At 63.7% G+C, this 18,791-nt stretch carries 16 protein-coding genes and 2 tRNA genes; 5 read left to right on the plus strand and 13 right to left on the minus strand.

The window, feature by feature from the left end; all coding sequences use genetic code 11:
• Nucleotides 1-121 precede the first annotated feature (121 nt).
• From NGM15_RS00655 to NGM15_RS00675, 5 genes are all read right to left on the minus strand, one after another.
• Nucleotides 122-871, minus strand: a complete 750-nt coding sequence (locus NGM15_RS00655; RefSeq protein ID WP_253433928.1) for a DNA-directed RNA polymerase subunit D — start codon at nt 869-871, stop codon at nt 122-124.
• A 3-nt stretch (nt 872-874) separates the two neighbouring features.
• Nucleotides 875-1,261 carry a 30S ribosomal protein S11 gene (locus NGM15_RS00660; protein ID WP_253433931.1) on the minus strand — a complete coding sequence of 129 codons (387 nt, stop codon included), beginning with the start codon at nt 1,259-1,261 and terminating at the stop codon, nt 875-877.
• 1 nt (nt 1,262) lies between these two features.
• Nucleotides 1,263-1,784 carry a 30S ribosomal protein S4 gene (locus NGM15_RS00665; RefSeq protein WP_253433933.1) on the minus strand — a complete coding sequence of 174 codons (522 nt, stop codon included), beginning with the start codon at nt 1,782-1,784 and terminating at the stop codon, nt 1,263-1,265.
• Nucleotides 1,784-2,305, minus strand: a complete 522-nt coding sequence (locus NGM15_RS00670; protein WP_253433936.1) for a 30S ribosomal protein S13 — start codon at nt 2,303-2,305, stop codon at nt 1,784-1,786. Before NGM15_RS00670 ends, NGM15_RS00665 begins: the two co-directional genes overlap by 1 nt.
• A 121-nt stretch (nt 2,306-2,426) precedes the next feature.
• Nucleotides 2,427-2,509, minus strand: a tRNA-Ser gene (locus NGM15_RS00675).
• A 183-nt stretch (nt 2,510-2,692) separates the two neighbouring features.
• Between NGM15_RS00675 and NGM15_RS00680 the strand changes: the two genes are divergently transcribed.
• Genes NGM15_RS00680 through NGM15_RS00690 form a run of 3 tightly spaced genes read left to right on the plus strand, consistent with a single transcriptional unit; the run spans nt 2,693 to nt 6,116 of the window.
• The gene (locus NGM15_RS00680; protein WP_253433939.1) at nt 2,693-3,661 is read left to right on the plus strand and encodes a DUF4129 domain-containing protein; all 969 of its coding nucleotides are present in this window, start codon (nt 2,693-2,695) and stop codon (nt 3,659-3,661) included.
• Nucleotides 3,658-5,625, plus strand: coding sequence for a DUF58 domain-containing protein (locus NGM15_RS00685; RefSeq protein ID WP_253433941.1), 1,968 nt, complete (start codon nt 3,658-3,660; stop codon nt 5,623-5,625). Before NGM15_RS00680 ends, NGM15_RS00685 begins: the two co-directional genes overlap by 4 nt.
• Nucleotides 5,622-6,116, plus strand: a complete 495-nt coding sequence (locus NGM15_RS00690; RefSeq protein WP_253433944.1) for a DUF7519 family protein — start codon at nt 5,622-5,624, stop codon at nt 6,114-6,116. The genes NGM15_RS00685 and NGM15_RS00690 overlap by 4 nt, the downstream gene beginning before the upstream one ends.
• Before the next feature lie 57 nt (nt 6,117-6,173).
• On the opposite strand, the gene moaA is transcribed toward NGM15_RS00690, so the two are convergent.
• Nucleotides 6,174-7,157: a GTP 3',8-cyclase MoaA gene (moaA, locus tag NGM15_RS00695; protein ID WP_253433947.1), complete on the minus strand. Its 984-nt coding sequence runs from the start codon at nt 7,155-7,157 to the stop codon at nt 6,174-6,176.
• Nucleotides 7,158-7,405: 248 nt separating this feature from the next.
• On the opposite strand from moaA, the gene NGM15_RS00700 reads away from it, so the two are divergent.
• A complete protein-coding gene (locus NGM15_RS00700) occupies nt 7,406-8,143 on the plus strand; it encodes a DUF7504 family protein (protein WP_253433950.1) in 738 nt (245 codons plus the stop codon).
• 162 nt (nt 8,144-8,305) lie between these two features.
• Here NGM15_RS00700 and NGM15_RS00705 read toward each other — a convergent pair whose 3' ends face one another.
• From NGM15_RS00705 to NGM15_RS00715, 3 genes are all read right to left on the minus strand, one after another.
• A complete protein-coding gene (locus NGM15_RS00705; RefSeq protein ID WP_253433952.1) occupies nt 8,306-8,758 on the minus strand; it encodes a response regulator in 453 nt (150 codons plus the stop codon).
• A 116-nt stretch (nt 8,759-8,874) separates the two neighbouring features.
• Nucleotides 8,875-9,714, minus strand: a complete 840-nt coding sequence (locus tag NGM15_RS00710; protein WP_253433954.1) for a VOC family protein — start codon at nt 9,712-9,714, stop codon at nt 8,875-8,877.
• A gap of 246 nt (nt 9,715-9,960) precedes the next feature.
• A complete protein-coding gene (locus NGM15_RS00715; RefSeq protein ID WP_253433957.1) occupies nt 9,961-11,097 on the minus strand; it encodes a cobalamin-independent methionine synthase II family protein in 1,137 nt (378 codons plus the stop codon).
• A 450-nt stretch (nt 11,098-11,547) separates the two neighbouring features.
• Here NGM15_RS00715 and NGM15_RS00720 point away from each other — a divergent pair, with 450 nt between their 5' ends.
• Entirely contained in the window at nt 11,548-13,782 is a 2,235-nt protein-coding gene (locus tag NGM15_RS00720) for a PQQ-dependent sugar dehydrogenase (protein WP_253433960.1), read from the plus strand.
• A gap of 74 nt (nt 13,783-13,856) precedes the next feature.
• Here NGM15_RS00720 and NGM15_RS00725 read toward each other — a convergent pair whose 3' ends face one another.
• The 4 genes from NGM15_RS00725 to NGM15_RS00740 form a co-directional block, all read right to left on the minus strand.
• On the minus strand, nt 13,857-14,036 hold the full coding sequence (locus NGM15_RS00725) for a glycine zipper domain-containing protein (RefSeq protein WP_253433963.1): 180 nt from the start codon (nt 14,034-14,036) through the stop codon (nt 13,857-13,859).
• A gap of 248 nt (nt 14,037-14,284) precedes the next feature.
• Entirely contained in the window at nt 14,285-17,491 is a 3,207-nt protein-coding gene (locus NGM15_RS00730; protein WP_253433965.1) for a M14 family metallopeptidase, read from the minus strand.
• Between the two features lie 157 nt (nt 17,492-17,648).
• Nucleotides 17,649-18,179, minus strand: coding sequence for a winged helix-turn-helix transcriptional regulator (locus tag NGM15_RS00735; RefSeq protein ID WP_253433968.1), 531 nt, complete (start codon nt 18,177-18,179; stop codon nt 17,649-17,651).
• A 460-nt stretch (nt 18,180-18,639) separates the two neighbouring features.
• Nucleotides 18,640-18,710 (minus strand) — tRNA-Gly (locus tag NGM15_RS00740).
• Nucleotides 18,711-18,791: the final 81 nt, after the last annotated feature.

Genomic DNA, 18,791 nt, shown 5'->3' on the forward strand with positions numbered 1-18,791 from the left:
GCGCCGCCGAACTCGTCGCTCACGGCGTCGGCGGCGGCCGGCAGCGAACCGGTCTGTGTGTGGCTCCGGATGGGGGTGGGACGTCGGATCATTGTGTTTTGGTCTCTGTTTCAGTACTTCGCTACAGCTGAACGGCTTCCTCGAGTTCGGCAGCGCGGCGGTCGATGGAATCGACCGCGCGCGTGACGAGTTCCTCGACGTCGAACGAGCCGTCGGTCTCGACGTGGAAGACGAACGCGCCGGGCACGTCCTCGACGCGAATCTGCTTGCCAGGATAGCGCTCGGAGAGGTCGTGGCCGAACTCGCTCGTGGGAACGAGTTCGCCGTCGTCTTCGATCACGCCACGGACGATCTGGGTCTCCTCGTCTTCGAACTCGGAGAGGTCGTCCTCGACAGTTACGCGCTGTAAGTGCCGGTAACCGACAGCCACGCCGCCCTGGTGTTTGGCGTGGTCCTTGCCGCGATCGATCACGGCGTCGGCCTCGGCCTCGAGGCGCTGTCCGTCCTTGAGATCGATGATCGGGACGTTCTCGTCGGCGGGTCGAACGAGGTCGTCGCTCGTGACCAGGTCGCCCGAGTAGGCGGTCGCCGGTCCTTCGACGTCGATCGAGAGGGTGACGGTGTCGTCCTCGACGAACTCGCCTTCCGGGGGCGTCGTCAACGGGACGAGTCCCAGTCGAAGCGCGAGTTGCTCGTCGAACATCACCGACGAGTTCTCGATGAAACGGACCTCGTCGATCGCCATCGTGGGCACGTCCGCGACCATCGCTCGGCGGATGCCGTTGGCGAATGCGGGCGTCAGGCCACGGACGAGAAAGCGCGCGCTCCGGTCGTCGCGTTCGACGAACTCGACGTCGTACGTTTCAGTCATGATCTAGTAGCCGCCCTTGCCTTTGGGTGCGCGCGATCCGTCGTGGGGGATCGGCGTGACGTCTTCGATGCGGCCGATCTCGAGCCCTGCACGGGCGAGCGCGCGAATCGTCGCCTGGGCGCCCGGTCCGGGGGACTTCTGTAAGTTGCCACCAGGACCGCGAACGCGAACGTGGAGGCCGGTGATGCCGGCCGCCTTGATCTCGTCGGCGATGGACTCGGCCATCTGCATGGCCGCGTACGGCGATGCCTCGTCGCGGTTCTGTTTGACCGCCGTCCCGCCGGAGGACTTCGCGATCGTCTCCGCACCCGTGAGGTCGGTCACGGTCATGACGGTGTTGTTGAACGATGCGTGTACGTGGGCAATGCCCCATTTATCGTCGTCTGCCATGTTATTGACCCTCCGCTCGTGCCGGGTGGAGTTCGTCCGCAATCGGACTGTTCTCGTCGAACTCGACCAGGTCCTCCTCGTCGACGTCGACAACGTACGACGGAATCCGCTGGCGCTGGCCGTCCAGGACGATGTGCCCGTGGGTGATGAACTGGCGCGCCTGCTGTGGCGTCTGGGCCAGTCCCTTGCGGTAGGCGACCGTCTGGAGACGGCGCTCGAGGACGTCCTCGATTTCGAGACTCAGGACGGAGCCGAGTTCGTCGCCTTCGTTGAGGATGCCGACGCGCTTGAGGCGTCCAAGGAACTCCTCGGTCCGGTTGATGACGGTCGCTTCGTCCTGTGGTTGGGCGAGCAGGTCACGGGCCTCGCGTCGGTACGAGCGAAGTTCGGACTGGGCTCGCCAGAGTTCTTCTTTGTTCTTCAGGCCGTAGCGGTCGAGCAGTGCGTGCTCGTTCGAGATGCGCTCGCCCTGGTAGGGGTGATTCGGCGTCTCGTACTGTTTGGTGTTGGATCCCAGCGGCATTATTCGTCATCCTCCGCTTCCGCTGCGGCTTCCTCGGCCTGTTCTTCGCGGATCTCTTCGACGTTGACGCCGATGGTCCCTTCCGTACGACCGGTGGACTTCGTCCGCTGGCCGCGGACCTTCTGGCCGCGCTTGTGACGGACTCCCCGGTAGGAGTCGATCATCTTCATGCGGTTGATGTCGTGTTGACGGGTCAACTGGAGATCGTTTCCGATCTCGTGGGTCGATTCGCCGGTGTAGAAGTCCTTCTGGCGGTTGGTGAGCCACTCTGGGACGTCCTCGGCGTAGTTCTCTACGTGCGTGACGACTTCGTCGATCGTCTCTTGATCGAGGGCACCGAACGTCGCCGTACGGTCGACGCCGGCTTCCTCCGCGATGATCCGGGCGGCACGTCGGCCGATCCCGTTCATCTCGGCGAGCGAGCGTTCGACGGACTTCGTCCCGTCGAGGTCGGTCTGCCCGATCCGGACGAAGTACTGAAGCTCGTCTTCCTCCTGTTCTTGCGGTTCTTCCTCACTCATGTGTTGTAGGTCGTCTGTGGTTCGTTGATCGGCTCTCGCCGGCGACGGGTCACGGGGTTCCATGCTGCGGGTTGCGGTTGTGGGTCCCGTGACTCGTGGCCGGGTGCGAGTGGGTGATCGACGTCGTGGCGGGGATTTGAACCCCGGAGGCTTGACGCCACATGGTTAGCAACCATGCGCCTTGGGCCGCTTGGCTACCACGACACCGTGGTCATTGTCGCCCTCGCGGACTCGGGGCCGACCCCCTACATTCGTATTGCACCCGTCACTTCCCGTGGCCAGTACTTAAGGGCAACGAAAGGCCGTGATTCGTCGCTCTCGAGTCGCGTGCTACCACATCGAAATGCTACGACTTATTAGGAACTAGGAACAACGAACTGACAATCGGTGCCTTCCACAGAAACGCTCTTGCGGCTGGCGGTTGCCCTCCTCGTGATCGTCGCGATCGGTCTCGTTGCCGCGACCATTACCACGCCCATCGATCCCGGGAGTGACGGAACCGGGTTCGGCGACGGCGACGGCGAAGGGTCAGGCCAGGGGGCAAGCGAGGGGGAGCCATACAGTGACAACAGGGGTGACGAGCCAGGGACGCCCCCCGAGTTCCTGCAGTATCTCGTGTACGCGTTACTAATCATGCTCGCCCTCGTGGTCGTGTGGTACCTAATTTCTAATCGTCGAGATCTCGTGAAAATTGGTGCCGCCACGATTCTGATCACGTTGATTCTGTCCACAATCGTCTATCTCCTCCTCAAGTACGGCGAGCAGCCGGAGTTCGTCACACAGAACCAGACGTATAACACGTCGAACAACAGTTCTGGTGGCGGAGGAACCTCAGGAACCGGCTCACGCGAGACGGACGTTCCGCTCAATTTCGGCCCCCTCCTCGGTGTGCTGGCCCTCGTCGCGACCATATTCGTCGGCGGACTGGTCTTGAGCAAACGTGGATCGTCCACGGGGGGTACCGCGTCCGTCGAGGAAGGCCAGGACGGCACGAACACGGAACGGGCGGCAGTCGCGGCTGCCGCCGGTCGTGCTGCGGACCGGATCGCCGACGAGTCCTCGACGGGCGTCGACAACGAGATCTACCGCGCCTGGCGTGAGATGACCGACCTCCTCGAGGTCGACCGTCCCGAGTCGATGACGCCCCGCGAGTTCGCTGCCGTCGCGGTGGACGCGGGCCTCGAGCGCGACCACGTCGAGGAACTCACGGACCTGTTCGAGGCCGTTCGCTACGGTCACGAGGACACGACCGACGAACGCGAGGAACGGGCGGTCTCGATCCTGCGAGCGATCGAGTCGACGTACGGCGAAACGGGCCCGGACACCGGCCGAGACGAGCAAGGTGACGGCCGATGACCCGTCGGCTCCTGCTCGTCGTCGGCGTGTTCGTCTTCCTCGCCGGCGTGCTCGTTCTTGTCGGCGCGACCAGGTTCGACGTCGGCCAGAGCGTAATCGGTCTGATAGGCGTACTGGCGATCCTGGTCGCGCTGAGTGGATTCAGCCGTCGCCGCACCGAACGCGACCTGACGACGACGACCGACCCCGAACACCGGACGACCGTTCCCGTTCCCGGGAAAACGCTCTCGAGCGCCATCGCACAGTTTCGAACCGACTCCTACGGGTTCGTCTCCGGTTCGAGACGCATCGTCGACGGGCTCCGGGAGGCCGCGATGGCGGTCCTCACGCGGTTCGATGGGCTCTCGACGGAGGATGCACGCGACCGCATCGAGTCGGGTACCTGGACGGCCGACGAACGCGTCGCTGCGTTTCTCTCGCCGGATCTCGACCCTCCGAAGGCGTCCCTCCGGAATCGGCTCGTGGCGGGGCTCGATCGGGAGACGACCTTTCGACAGAACGTCCGGCGAACGGCGGCCTCGATCGCGGCGATCGGTTACGGCGGCCTCGGCGATCAGGTACTGCCCGACTCGATCCCGCAGTACGACCCGGAAGAACTGGAGGACGTCACCCCACGGACGACCCAGGACTCGTTCGTCGGCCGGGTCGAACGGTCAGTTCGCGAGACTGGGTACTGGACGGGCGTCGGCGGCCTCGCGCTCTTCGCCGTCGGCGTCGGGGCCGTCGCCCAGTCGCCGGGTGCCGTTCTCGCCGGCGTCGTCGGGGTCGGCTACGCCGGCTTCGCCCACCTTCGGGACGCCCCGGACCCCGACCTCACCCTCGAGCGCACGCTCAGCGACGACTACCCCGATCCGGGCGAGGAGGTGACGGTGACGGTGACGATCACCAACGACTCGGGCGGATTCGTCCCGGACCTCCGGTTCGTCGACGGGATTCCCGCGGGGCTCGCACTCGAGTCGGGTTCGGCACGGCTCGGGACGTCGCTTCGTCCCCACGACTCGGTGAGCCTCGAATACACCGTCACGGCTCGTCGCGGCAAACACACGTTCGACCCGGCGCTCGCGCTCACTCGCGACCTCTCACGCTCGAGCGAACGCGAATCGTATCTCACGGCCGAGACGGAGACGGCCATCGTCGCCGAACCGACGCTCCAGGCGCTCACGACCGCGGTCCCGCTCAGACCCGCCGCCGCGGCGTTTTCCGGTCAACTGACGACCGCCGACTCGGGAGATGGGATGCAGTTTCACTCGGTTCGTGAGTACCGGCGCAATGACCCGCTTAACCGGATCGACTGGAATCGTCACGCCCGGTCAGGCGAACTCGCGACCCTCGAGTTCCACGAGGAACGGGCCGCTCGGGTCCTCGTGTTGATCGACGCGCGGAAAGCCTCCTACCTCGCACACCAGCCCGACGCTGCCCACGCCATCGATCAGTCCGTCGAAGCGGCCGGTCGGATCGTCGCGTCGTTGCTCGACGACGGCGATACGGTCGGGCTGGCCGCGCTCGGCCCCGTCAACCGGGAAGCCAACCAGCGGCTCAACTTGCGCGAGACGTGCTGGATCGCTCCTTCGTCGGGACAGCACCATCGAATCCGGCTCAACGAGGCGCTCGCGTCCCACGGTCAGTTCTCGACGGAGCCGCCCCGCGAGGAAACCCAGTGGCGACCACAGCTGCGGATGATCCGTCGACGCCTCGCCGCCGAGACCCAGATCGTCTTCCTCAGTCCCCTGTGCGACGCCGCCGCGGCCCGGATCGTCCGCCGCCTGGACGCCAGGGGGCACGCCCTCACCGTCATCAGTCCGGATCCGACGGCCGAACGGACGACCAGCCAGCAACTTGCCCGGGTCGCTCGCCGAATCAGGCGGTTCGACCTCCAGCGCGCCGGCGTCCCCGTGATCGACTGGGAGCCATCAGAGACGATTGACGAGGCGGTCGCTCGAGCGAACGCGGGTGGTCGCCGATGAAGGAGTTGACCAGGCGACCGACTCGGATCGCGAGTCTCGGGGCGGCTCTCGCCGCAGTGATCGTCGTCGGAGCAACCGCCGTTGGGTCGCCAGCTGGCGCGGTCCTCGCCGTTATCGGAACCGTCTCGCTCGCCGCGGGCCTGGTGTGGGGGATCACCGACGCGACCGACGCCGGCGCCGGCTTGTTGTTCGTCGCCGTCGTCCTCAGTGGGTTGCAAGGGATGCCCCCCGAAGTGACAGTCGTCGGTGCCATCGCCGCCCTCGTCGCCCTGGACCTCGGCCGGAGCGCCGTCGAACTCGGCGAGCAACTCGGCCGCGAAACCGACACTCGCCGCCTCGAGGCCGTCCACGTCGTTTCGAGTCTCTCGGTCGGGCTGGTCGCGGCGACGCTCGGGTACGGCGTGTACGTCTTCGGCGGCGGCGGACAACCCGCCGGAGGCGTCGTGTTGCTATTGCTCGCGGTCGTCTTCCTCGTGGCTGCGCTCAAGTAGCGTTGGTCCTCGTGGCTGCGCTAAGGCACCAAGTTACGTTCTTCCGCGAGTCGCGAATCAGGCCCCGACGTCGATGTATTCGTCGTTGAGCTCCCACTCCCCGCTCTCGTTCCGGACCATGTACTCGCCGTAGTAGGGCACGCGATTGGCGACGACCTCGCGGAACGCCTCGCGAATCTCGGGTTTGGTCATTTCACCCATCGGACGCAGGTCGTCGTTGCGGTTGAGGCAGCCCTTGAGGTAGCCCTCGTGGGTGACGCGGACGCGGTGGCAGTTCGCACAGAACGTCGGGTTCTCGACGGGGTCAACGATCTCGACCATCCCGCGGCCCTCTCCCTCGTCCTGGCCGATCCAGTAGCGCTTCCGGTCGTGCATCTCGCGGTGTTCGATTGTCTCGGCCTGGTCGGCCAGCCAGTCGTGGACGCGCTCGATCTCGACGTGCCATTCGGGCTTGCCGGTCAATTCGGGCATGTACTCGATCAACTGGAGCTGGAGGCCGTCGTTATCGGCCACGTGCTCGACCATCTGCGGGACGTACCCCGCGGTGTGCTCGAACACGACCATGTTGAGTTTGACCGGATCGAGTCCAGCCTCGAGCGCCGCTTCGACCCCCTCGATCACCCGATCGTAAGCCCCGCTCTTGGTCACCGCGGCGAACGCCTCCGGATCGAGGGCGTCCTGGGAGACGTTCACCCGCTCGAGTCCAGCCTCGACGAGCGCGTCCGCGCGGTCGGGCAGGAATGTGCCGTTGGTCGTCAGCGAGACGGCCATCGAGTCGGGCGTCCGCTCGATAATCTCTTCGAGGTCGTCTCGCAACATTGGCTCGCCGCCGGTGAACTTGACCGCCTGAACGTCGAACTCGGCGGCGACCTCGAGAAAGCGGACGACGTCGTCGGTCCCCATCTCGTTTTCTCGCGGGTCCATTGGCCCCCGCGTGTCCCCCAGTCCTTCGTTGTGACAGTAGATGCAGTCGAAGTTACACCGATCGGTGAGCGAGATACGTACCCCGGAAACCTCGCGCCCGAAGTCGTCGGTGAGCATGCAACTGACTTACGCACGAAACCGCTTAAACTCGCGGGTACATTCGGACAAGAGGTAACCGTCTGTGGTTACTTTCTTCGGGGGCGTGCGTAGTTTCCCCTCCAGAGACGTGCGTAGTTCCTCTGGGGCGTGCAGGCGACCGCCACCGACGAGACGGTCGATTTCTCGGGGACCCGCGCGGTAATATTTACTTCCAACCTGGCTGTCACGGCCGGGCGCTTTATTACGAAGACCGACAAGGGGTTCTCATGGGACGTTCTCCTCCGACAGCGCTCGATCAGTACGACCCGGGCTCGAGCGTACTGGTCGTCAGCCCCTCCATGGACGCGTCCGAAATCGTCACCACCGTCGAGGGCATCCGTTCTCCTGATCCAACCGGCGAGACCGACGACGAACGGCCGACGGTCGTCGTCTCGCGCGACCACACGGCCGAGGCGATCCTGAACGCCTGGCGGTCACGTATCGGCGACTTTCCGAGCCAGTTCAGCATCGTCTCCATCGGCGAGGTCACCCGCTCGGTAGCCGCTAGCTCCAGTTCCATGGAACTCCCCCAGGCGCACATCCTCACCGTCGGTACCGAGGACGTCACCGGCATCGGCATCGCGATTGGCGACGCGCTCTCGCGGTGGGACGAAAGCGAGGGGGAAGCCGAAGACGGAGACGAAGTCAAAGCCGGAGGTGAAGGCGGATATTCGAACTCAAAGTCGAACTCAAAGTCGAACTCAAAGTCGAACTCGAACTCGAGCTCGAACCCGAACTCGAACTCGAACTCAAACCAGCACCCCATCCTCTGGTTCGAATCACTCACACCGCTCCTCGAGCGCAAGGGTCTCGAGATGACCTTCCGATTCCTGCACGTAACCCTCGAGGAGATTCGCCGGGCCGACGCCGTCGCGTACGTCCACGTCGACTCGTCCGTCCAGGACAGGGAGACGATCACGACGCTCTCGCATCTCTTCGACGACGTCGTCGAACTCGAGTCGTGAGTTCGACGCTCTGCGAATAGTACTCGATTCGGCCCTGTGTGCGACGGCGCAGAAACTGTTACTCCCAAGAACTCTCTTGTGAGGCGAAGCGACGGCAGGTATCGACGATTGGATAGTGACGACAGCGAGTCGGGCGCGACGGTCCGGCGACGGCTCTCCGCCTCAGAACTCGATCGGCGGATGCTGTACCGACTCGATCCAGAAATCCTCGACCGCTCGCACCATCGAATCGAACTCGTCCGGCGAATCGGGTTTGGTCAGGTAGGCGTTGGCGGCCCGTTCGTATGATTTGACGATGTCTTCTCTGGCCGTCGAACTCGAGAGGACCAGTACCGGCGGGGACGGGTGGTCAAAGTCGTCTTTCAGCATCTCGAGAATCGAAAATCCGTCGAGTCGGGGAAGGTTCAGATCGAGCAGGATCAGATCGGGACAGGGCTGGTCGTCGTCCTGTTCGCACTCGTGTAAGAATCGAACGGCTTCCTCGCCGTCAGTCGCAATCTGAAAGCGTACCTCGTTCAGAGCCGATTTGAATGCCTCCTCGGTGAGCCGAATGTCACCTGGGTTGTCCTCGATGAGGAGAATATCGACGGGCTCCGTTGGTCTGAACGTCTGCACACACGTCCTTTCGTCCAGTCCGGCCTAAAGGTGGTCCCTAAACATGTGGGATGAGCGCCGATGCGCGTCGATTTCGTGTGGAAGAACCGCAAGCGACGACGGACGATCGTGACGGGTCAGGCGATCCTGATGCGAACCGTGACCCCGTCGGGATCGGTGGTCTCGAATCCGCTCTCACGCTCCGTTACGGAGACGCCGGTGACGTCCAGCCGATCACGGATCGTCTCGAGGGCCGTCGTGCTCGGAACGAGCAGTTCGACCCACGCCAGCCCGCGGCCGTCCGCCGGTCGTGGCTGTGATCGGCCAGCCCACGCGTTTACGCCCAGGTGGTGGTGGTAGCCGCCCGCTGAGACGAACAGTGCTCCGTGGATTTCGGTCTGAACCTGAAACCCCAGCGTCTCGACGTAGAACTCGCGAGCGGCCTCGAGCGAGGTCGTTTCGAGGTGGACGTGGCCGACCGTCGTCCCGTCGGGAACGGTCGCCGCTCGGTCCGACTCGGCGGCGACGGCCTCGAGATCCAGCGGAATCGTGCCAATCCGAACCGTTCCGTCGTCGCGGCGCGGCCACGCCGATTGCGGTCGGTCGCAGTATATCTCGACGCCGTTACCCTCGGGATCGTCGAGGTACAGTGCCTCGCTGACGTAGTGGTCGGAGGCGCCGTTCAGCGTCCATCGGTCGCGAATCCGCTCGAGTGTGGCCCCGAGTGCGGCCCTCGAGGTGACCTCGAAGGCGTTGTGGAACAACCCCGCCTGGTTCCGATTTCGTGGCTGGGCATCAGCGTCTCGGCGAAGCTCGAGCAACGGCTCCGTCTCGGTGCCAAGCGTTGCCGCCGCCTCACTTTTCGCTCGGACGACGAGCCCAACGACATCTCGATAGAACTCGATCGATTTCTCGAGGTTCGCGACGGTCAGCGCGGTGCGACCGATGCGCGTCGAACCCGGGAGGTGGTCAGTCATGCGATTCGGAATCCTCGTCGGCGGCGGGCGGTGTTCGTCGGTCGTCGATCCGGCTGGTGGCTGTCACGATGTTCTGTTAGATATTCGGGGGTGAATCCGATATACTTTCGCGAACACCAGTTTCACCTGGTTACGTCGATGTCACGGCGGTTGCTCGAGGGAGTACGTTCGTCTGGTTCATCCGGCGCTTCCGGTTCGTTCGGGAGGCGGAAATCGTCCGGAAACGTCTCCAATGGGCCAGACTGGTCACGCGAGCCGGTTCGAGGCGAGTTCCGCACCCTGGACCAGTGACTCGAGTTTCTTCCACACGAGCGCCGGATAGACGAGGTTCGCGGTCATCACCGTCTCGAAACCGCAATCGCAACCGGCGACTATTCGCGACGGGTCGCCGACACTCTCGGCGAACCGTTCGAGTCGGTCCGCGACGACCTCGGGGTGCTCGACGATGTTCGTCTTCACGTCGATCACGCCGGGAACGAGCGTCCAGTCGTCGGGGAGCGGGTGCTCCGCAATCGTTCGGTACTCGTGGTTGTGTCGAGGGTTCGCGCCTTCAACGACCAGACCCGAAACGTCGGCCTCGTAGAATTTGTCGATGACGTCGCCAAGCGCCACGTCGTGGTGGTGAGGACCCGGGTAGTTCCCCCAGCAGGCGTGGAGTCGAACGCGGTCGGACGGGACGTCGCCGAGTGCGACGTTGATCGCCTCCACGTAGGTTTCGACCTGGTCGCAGAACTCGTCGGTCGAGGCGTCCTTGTAGGTGATCGTGAACCCGGCGAGCAGTTCCGGCGCGTCGATCTGTAACTGGGCGCCGCTGTCGACGATGATCTCGTACTCGGTCCGGAGCGACTCCGCGAGGTCGAAGATGTACGCCTCGTTCGAGTCGTGATACGTCGAGTCGGTGAACCTGAGGACGGCTCCCGGCGACGGCGCGGTGTGGAATCGATCGCTGAAGGAAACGCCCGTCTCCTCGAGTGCCTCGTCGAAGCGAGCCAGGTCCCGCTCGAGGGCCTCCTCCCCGACGTACTCGATGGGGCCCGTCGCGATCGGTCCGCCGATGTTGTCGATGTCACCCAGCGCGTGCTCGGCGAACTCGGGATACTCCTCCAGGTCGGCCGGCAGGTCGCGCTCGGCGAATCGGTCCGAGTACCCGGAGAGGCGGTTCGTCACGTCGACCGAGTACGCGAGGCGACTCTGTTCGCCGTCGTTCGCGACGTCGATTCCCGCTTCGGCCTGTTTGCGAACCACGTCGCGGACCGCCTCGCTGACGGCGGCTTCGAACGCCTCTGAACGTGAATCGTCGTCGCGTCGCAACAATTCGCGGAGTGCGTCCGACCGGGGAAGGCTTCCGACGTGCGTCGTCTGGATGGACAGGTCACTGGACATCTACGTTCACTCGTGTCACGTGAACGTGCGCGAGCCACGTTTATGTTCCCTTCTCCAACGTCCCGCAGGGCGTACGGAGGGCCGTCGACTATCTTGCCAGCCGGTCTCCTGGAGAGGGGAACTCCGCCGCAGTCGTCGAGAGTGAAACTCGACCGTCCGATTACGACGCCGACCCGTCGGCGTCACCAGTCCAATCGCTGCGTTCGAAGGAAACGCCGAGTTACGCGCGTTCCGAAGGCGAGAAGTGATCCAGTACGACCCTCGGGAGGGGTGATCCGGCGACCGGTCGCGAAGGGACGGGCTTGACGCCGACGGCGTCCGGTAACTCAGCGTTACGGACGCGTCCACTGGTCCCCCTCCTACAGCCCAGTAACAACAGCCGATTGAGCGAGAAAATTACGGTAACGATTGGTGGCGTTTATCCATTCGTCCATCGCCGTGTCGAGCGTTATGAGCGAACAACCAGGCGACGACGAGCGATCGACTCGTCCGTACGAATCCGCAGCGACCGGGAACTCCCGCTGGTGGCCGACCACGCGGCGACGACTGCTCCAGGCGACCGCCGCTGCGGGCGGTCTCGCCGCGGTCGGTAATACGATCCTCGCCCAGGAGACCGGAACGATCGAACTCGGGGGCGAGACGAGTGGGTGGCAAGGAATCGCTCCGGACGAAATCGAAGGTGAATCCAACCCGACGCTGGAACTCGAGGAAGGGGCGACGTACGAACTCACGTGGGAGAACCTCGACGGCCAGGCACACAACGTCGTCATCGTCGACAGCGACGGCGAGGAACTCGAGCGCACCGAACTCCTGGCCGGGGAAGGGGAGACCCAGACGCTCGAGTTCGAGGCGACGAGCGAGATGGCGGAGTACTATTGTGAACCGCACGCGGGGACGATGCGCGGGGAGGTCTCGGTCGGCGGTGACACCGACGACGAAACCGGCGACGAGTCGGGAGACGGCGAGGCGCCAGCGTTCTTCGATCCGGGGGCCGAAATCGGACTCCAGTCGATCGCGGAGGGGATGACGGCTCCGACCGACTTTGCTGTGATCGAGGGGGGTCAGGACCAGGACCAGGACCAGGACCAGGACCAGGACCAGGACCAAGACCAGTACCTCGTCGCCGACCAGACGGGCGAACTCTGGCTCGTCGACGGCGACGGACGGCGGGAGGAACCGTTCCTCGACGTGAGCGATCGGCTGGTCGAACTCGGCACGTTCGAAGGATCGTACGCCGATCCGAACCAGGACTACGACGAACGGGGTCTCCTCGGCGTGGAAGTCCACCCGAACTTCGACGATAACTGTCGCTTCTTCGTTCACTACAGCGCGCCGCCGAACGACGAGACGCCCGATGGGTGGAGTCACGTCGAAGTAATCTCGGAGTTCCACGCGTCGAGCGACCGGAGTGAAGGCGACCCGGACTCGGAGACCGTCCTCCTTGAGTTCCAGAAACCACAGTACAACCACGACGCGGGGCCGATGGCCTTCGGACCCGACGGCTACCTGTACGTCCCGATGGGTGACGGCGGTGGCGCGAACGACGACATGGAGGGCCACGTCGAGGACTGGTACGACGAGAACGCGGGTGGAAACGGACAGAACGTCACCGATACCCTCCTCGGCGGCATCCATCGGATCGATGTCGACGCGGAGGGCGACGACAGGCCCTACGCCATCCCGGACGACAACCCCTTGGTCGACGTGGACGATGCCATCGACGAGTACTACGCGTGGGGATTCCGGAACCCGTTCGGTATCTCGTTCGACAGCGACGGGCGACTGTTCGTCTCCGACGCCGGGCAGGACCTCTACGAGGAGGCGAACCTCGTCGAGGCCGGCGGCAACTACGGCTGGAACGTCAAGGAGGGGACTCACTGCTTCAGTACGGATAGCCCGAGCGATCCGCCCGCAGACTGTCCGGACGCCGCTCCCGACGAACCGCCGTACAACGGCCAGGAACTACAGGATCCGATCGTCGAGTACCCCCACGTCTACGAGGGGGAGACGGTCGGAATCACGATCATCGGCGGCCACGTGTACGAGGCTGACCAGCTCGAGGAATTGAACGGCAAGTACGTCTTCGGCGACTGGACGGCTGATCCGGCGCGCCAGGCGCCGGCGGGTCGACTCCTCGCGGCGTCCGAGCCCACCGACGGGGATTCGGACGAAAACGGAGGTTCGGAGGACGACGGAAGTTCGGAGGACGACGGAAGTTCGGATGACGACGGAAGTTCGGATGACGACGAGACGACGGATACCAACTCGAGCGACGATGGTGATGGCGAAGAAGGAGACGTCGAAGCCGTCCCCCGCGACGAACTCTGGGAGATGGAAGAACTCCAGGTCTCGGGGACCGACGACGGTTCCTTCCCCTACTTCGTTCGGCAGTTCGGCCAGGACGGCGACGGTAACGTGTACGTCCTCGCGAACCGGGAGGGTGTTCCGTCGGGCGACACGGGAGTCGTCATGAAGATCGTGTCACCGGACGAGGGAGACGACATCTCGGTACCCGATGACGGGGCTGACGAACAGGAGGCGGACGAGGAGGCGACCGAGGACACCCAGGACGAGCCAATCGACGAGGACGACGAGGGCGAGGGTGACGAAGCTAGCGATAACGAAACCGACGACGGAACCGACAGCAACGAAACCAACGGCAACGAAACCGACGACGAGACGTAACCGGCAACGAACCGACTCGCACCAATACGGCTCAGAAGGGAGTCTCCACGCTCCCACTCGAGCCGATGGAAGATCTACGACTGCTGATTTTCCGGCCAGCCAGCGTCGATGCCCGCACCGAGGACGATTCCGAGAGCGATACCGATAGCCAACTCGTCCATCGCGACGCCAATAGCGACGCCGAGTACGAGTCCGACCGACATCCCCATCCCGGGAGTTCGTCCGGACCCGTTCTCTTCGTCTCTCGAAGTCATAGGGACGTACTCGCTGTATCCGGAGATAATACTATCGCTGAACGTACCGGAAGCGGTCGTGCGAGTTGGGTCTCTCGAACTGACCGATCCTTCGGAGAGGAGTACGTGTATCGAACGCACCGACGAGCCCGCCGTCTACAGCGGTAGCCGAGAGGTCTCGGGTGGCCGCAGCGACGCCCGACGCGCCGACGAGTTTCAGGAACCGGCGGCGCGTCGAAGCACGCGTGAGTGGCCCGTCCCCGTCACGATCAGCCCTCTTCCGCGACGACGGTCACGTCGCGATCGGTGCCACCGAGCAGAATCCACTCGCGGTCGGTGAGCGTCCCGTCGTCACCGGTGTCACGCGAGACGGCGATCGGTCCAAACGTGTACTCACCGGTGTCGAGCAGGTCGTCGGGAGCCTCCGCGAAGTGCGTGAGGTTCTCGGAGACCGATTGGGCGTCCTGGAGGCCGAAGTAGACGTGCGTACCACCGTTCAACGCCGGCGTCGTCGCCTCGACGTCACCGTACTCCTCGTGGGCTGTCCAGTCTTCCGGCACCGTGTCGCGGACCAGAACCGGTTCGGTGGCCTCGACGTTCAGTTCGATGCGATTCGTTTGCCCACCGGTGAACAACGAGCCCGAATCCTCGCGCTCGCCGTCGGCCGCAAACGGCGGACCCTGCTTGCGGTCGCCGACTGTCCGGACGACCTCGCCGTTCACGAACCGCCGCTGCTCCATGCCGAGCGCGTTGACCAGGACGGTGAACCCGAAGTACGCGAGGACGTAGTTCTTCAACCCGAAGGGATGCAATTCCTGCTGACTAGCCGGGGGAAAGAGTCCGCCTATCGCGTGGATACCACGCCACTCCTCGTTGTCGGTGAAGATCGAACCGCAGCTCACCAGGTCGTCGGTCGTCCCGGCGACGGTTCCGCCGGACGTCTCGAAGGCGTCCGCGTCGAGCAGCGTCATCGGCGCGTCGTTCGCGTACGGGTAGCCGAGTGGTGCCACCTTCCACGTCATCCGCTGGATCGGGCGGGTGTCGGTGAGCAGCGGGTGTTCCTCGTCTTTCTCCTCGAGGTGACTGACGCCGAACGTCTCGTCGATAACGTCGCCCTCGCCGATGCCGGGTGCGGTCTCCAGGTCTGCGAGCAGGTGGAGACCAGTGTCGGTCACCACGAGGTTGCCGCCCGACTCGACGAAGTCGTCGATCGCTGCTGCGTAGCCCTCGGGGTCGTCGCCGCGGTCGTCGTGGACGACGACGAGGTGGTCGGCGTCGACCCCCGCTTCGGCCACCTCTTCGGGTGTGAGCGCGACCGTGGTGAGCAGTTCGTTCTCCGCCTCGAAGTCGTCGAAGAACGCCAGCGGCGTCACCTCGTACGCCTCCTGCTCGAAGCCGAGCGCGTCTCGAGGATCCGGGTTGTCGGCCTCCGACTGCAACGTCCCGACGTGAGCGTGGAGTTCCGTCGCCTCCTCGGTCATCAGGCTCTCGACGTCGAGCGTCCACTCGCCGCCCGCCGGCTCTTTCACGACCATCGGCGGGATGTGGTGATGTCGATCGCCGTTGAACGTCGAGGGCCGGTACGAGCGGACCTTGTTCCCGTTCGGATCGCGAAGCACGACGTCGACGAGGCCATACGGCGCGTGGGCGTGTACCGACAGCGTGTGCAGGTCGTCGGCGACGTCGAACGTCAGCGTCTCGGTGGATTCGGCGTCGACGATGAGCTCGTGCTCGGTGCTGGCGAGTTCGCTTCCGCCGCTATCGGTATCGTCATCCTGCAGGAACGAGAGGTCGTCCGACGAGCGCGTGAGTTCGTCGGTCGTCACGTAGGCGATCTCCGTGGGTTCGCCGTCGCGGGTGACGACCTCGGAGTCGACGTCGCGGAGCGCGTAGTCGGTCATCGTCTTCATCGCCGCAATGTAGCCCGTCACCCACTTGTCGGCCAACTCGGGATTGTACACGTTCCCCCCGATCATGTGGCTGTAGGCCATCTCGAACGCCATCGTCGTCACGTCGAGGCCGCCCAGGTCCTCGCTGGCGCCCATGAAGCCGATGAGCCCGCCGGTGATCGTGTAGCCGATCGTGTCCCAGATGGTCGAGTAATCGTAGGCCGTCTCGGGCAGCGTGGGCATGAGGACTTCGGGGTTGAACTTGCCGGTGGCCTCCTCCTGGACCTCGGCGAGCGTCTCCCAGTCGTCCATCGCCTCCTCGAGGTTCGTCTCCAGGGTCCGGTTCATCTCGTAGAGGTCGTGGAACTCGTTCTGGGTGTACTCGATCTGGTTGATGAGTCCCAGGATGAAATCCGAGTTCCAGAACATCGCGTGGAGGTCGGCGCCGTGGGTGAGGTTTTCGTACCCACGGAAGTGCTCGACGACGCCCATCGCGTCGGGCACCTTATCGATGATGTCGTGTGGATTGTCCTTCGCCCAGCGGTGCTCGTTCGGCTCGCCGGGGTGGTGGGATGGATCGATCCACCCGACGGTGGGGTACTGCCGGTTCGTGTCGTACACCTCGGCGTTCCCTCGCTCGTGGAGTGGTGCTGCGGGAAGCCGTGGATGCGTCGCACCAGGCCCCCCGGTCTGCCAGCCGCTATCGTACTGCGGGCTGCGAGCCACCCAGCCGTCGGGATTACACGAGAGGATGATTAGCACGCACTCATCCAACAGTCGCTCGAACTCCTGTTCACGTCCCGTGAGTACCCGTTCGATGAAGCGATAACACGCCTCGGGACCGGCGCGCTCGAGGCCGTGCATCGAGGCCTCGAACATTACCTTCTGCCGGTTCTCGAACTCCTCAGTCCCGCGGATTTCGTCGATGTCGTTCGTGATCTCGGCGACGTGGAGGTCTTTCGGATCGTACCGGTCGGTCAGTCGGTTGTGGTGGCCGGGACTCGTCCCGAACTCGACATCGTGCGGGTTCTCCGCGTCCGCGAGGGCGTAGAAGTTGAGCCGCTCTGCGTGCTCGGACTCGAGGTACTCCATCCCGCTGATCATCTGCTCGTAGTCGATGAAGTCGACTGCGCGGTGCGGTGCCGGGAAGACGCCGAGGGGATAGTAACCCAGTCGCCAGAAGGGGTTCGACCCGGGCGTGTAACTCAACTCCTCGGCGGTTGGAATCTCGAGTACCTCCTCGACCTCCGCCGTCGTGAGTTGCGCGTAGGCTGCGGGTGGCTCCTCGAGAATCCAGTCGTCGTCGATCTCGACCTCGAGGTCGAGTCCGAGCAGGTCGTCGATCCCCGACTCCTCCTCGAACTGGATCAGCGTCGCGACGGCGTATTCGTCGGGTGTGTGATTGACGACGTACTCGTACTCGTCGGTCATCGCCGAGTCTTCGAGGTCAGCGATAGCGTTGCCAGGTAAGGCCAGGACGCCACCTAGTGCAGCAGAGAGTCGTACGAAGTCGCGTCGGTTGATCGGTACGGTATCGAAGGTCGCCTCGGCTTCGTGCGTGTCAGTTGCATCGTGTTCGTGTTCCATCATAGTTCGTGTGCAGCGTGGTGCAGCGTGGTCCAGCGGACCTATCGCGGTCAACAATAATCATGATAAAAATGGTATTGACAAACTCATCCAGGGGTCCTCTCGGAGTTCGGATAGCGATGAATCAGTCGTCAAAACAGCTACGCTTCGCAGACGGTTACGCGACTTCAGCCTCGAGTCGCGACTCGGACTCGTCCGATTCGTGATTCGACCAGTCCTCGAATATTGCGGACTCGACGGTGGGAGCGAGTTCGTTGACGACTGTCCGGCCGTCACGCTCGCGAACGACGAAGCCGGCGTCTTCGAGCATCGAGAGGTGGTGTGAAACCGTACTCGAGTCGCACTCGAGTGCGGTAGCGAGGCGAGCATTGTGCGTCGGACCCAGCGTCGCTAGTGCCTCGAGCACCCGTCGCTTTGCCGGTTCGAAGAGGACGCTTCGCAACTCGACGTCGTCCTGACTGAACGGAAAATACCGTCGTTTCCCGCAGGCTGTGACCGATTGAATCACGTTCTCGTCTTCGAGAACGCGGACGTGATAGCGAACGGTCGAGAGTGCGACGCCGCTTTCCTCGCTCACGGTGGAGAGACAGAGACCGGGCTCGGCCTCGACGGTCTCGTAAATCGTCCGCCGTCGATCGTTTTCGAGCAGACACGAATCGCCAGATGGCTCATATTTGGAAACCGCCATTGTCACACTCGTCGTTGAAAGAACCGACATCTTGACGGACAGTCCACTACCAATCTCCTCCTCTCATCGACGGCGTCGGCTGCGCTCGAGCGAACCCGTCACGATCGGGTATCGGCTTCGTTCTACGAGCCGGTTCCCACCACCGCCGTTGTCCCAGTTCAGATGTGTCATCCACTCCGTGATATCGAGCTGCTCCGGTTTCGCGTGCCATTCGATCCCATGAGTATCACGACCAAGTATAAACTAATGTTGCCGATATATTTTGGATTGGGTGTATATATCGGATATAAATGAAAAATCTATGTGGAATACTTCCAATATGTGTGGGAATCTGCCAGGAAAACGCCGGCTCGAGAGTTCTGTGGGCTCCAATGCCTGGTTCGATGGCCTCACACCAATCCCGTGCTCGTGTCGACGCGAAACGCAACTCGCTTCGCTCGTCGGTTTGATTCAGTTAAAATGCGCTGGCTGGGATTTGAACCCAGGTTGTGACCATGGCAAGGTCACGTGATACCACTACACTACCAGCGCCCTGTTGCACTCTCACCTACACCGGCAAGGGTGTATAAGGGTTGCGAATTGGGAGGGGTGTGGGCTACGACTACACGACTC

The organism is Natronosalvus halobius (genome assembly GCF_024138145.1).
Classification (GTDB): domain Archaea; phylum Halobacteriota; class Halobacteria; order Halobacteriales; family Natrialbaceae; genus Natronosalvus; species Natronosalvus halobius.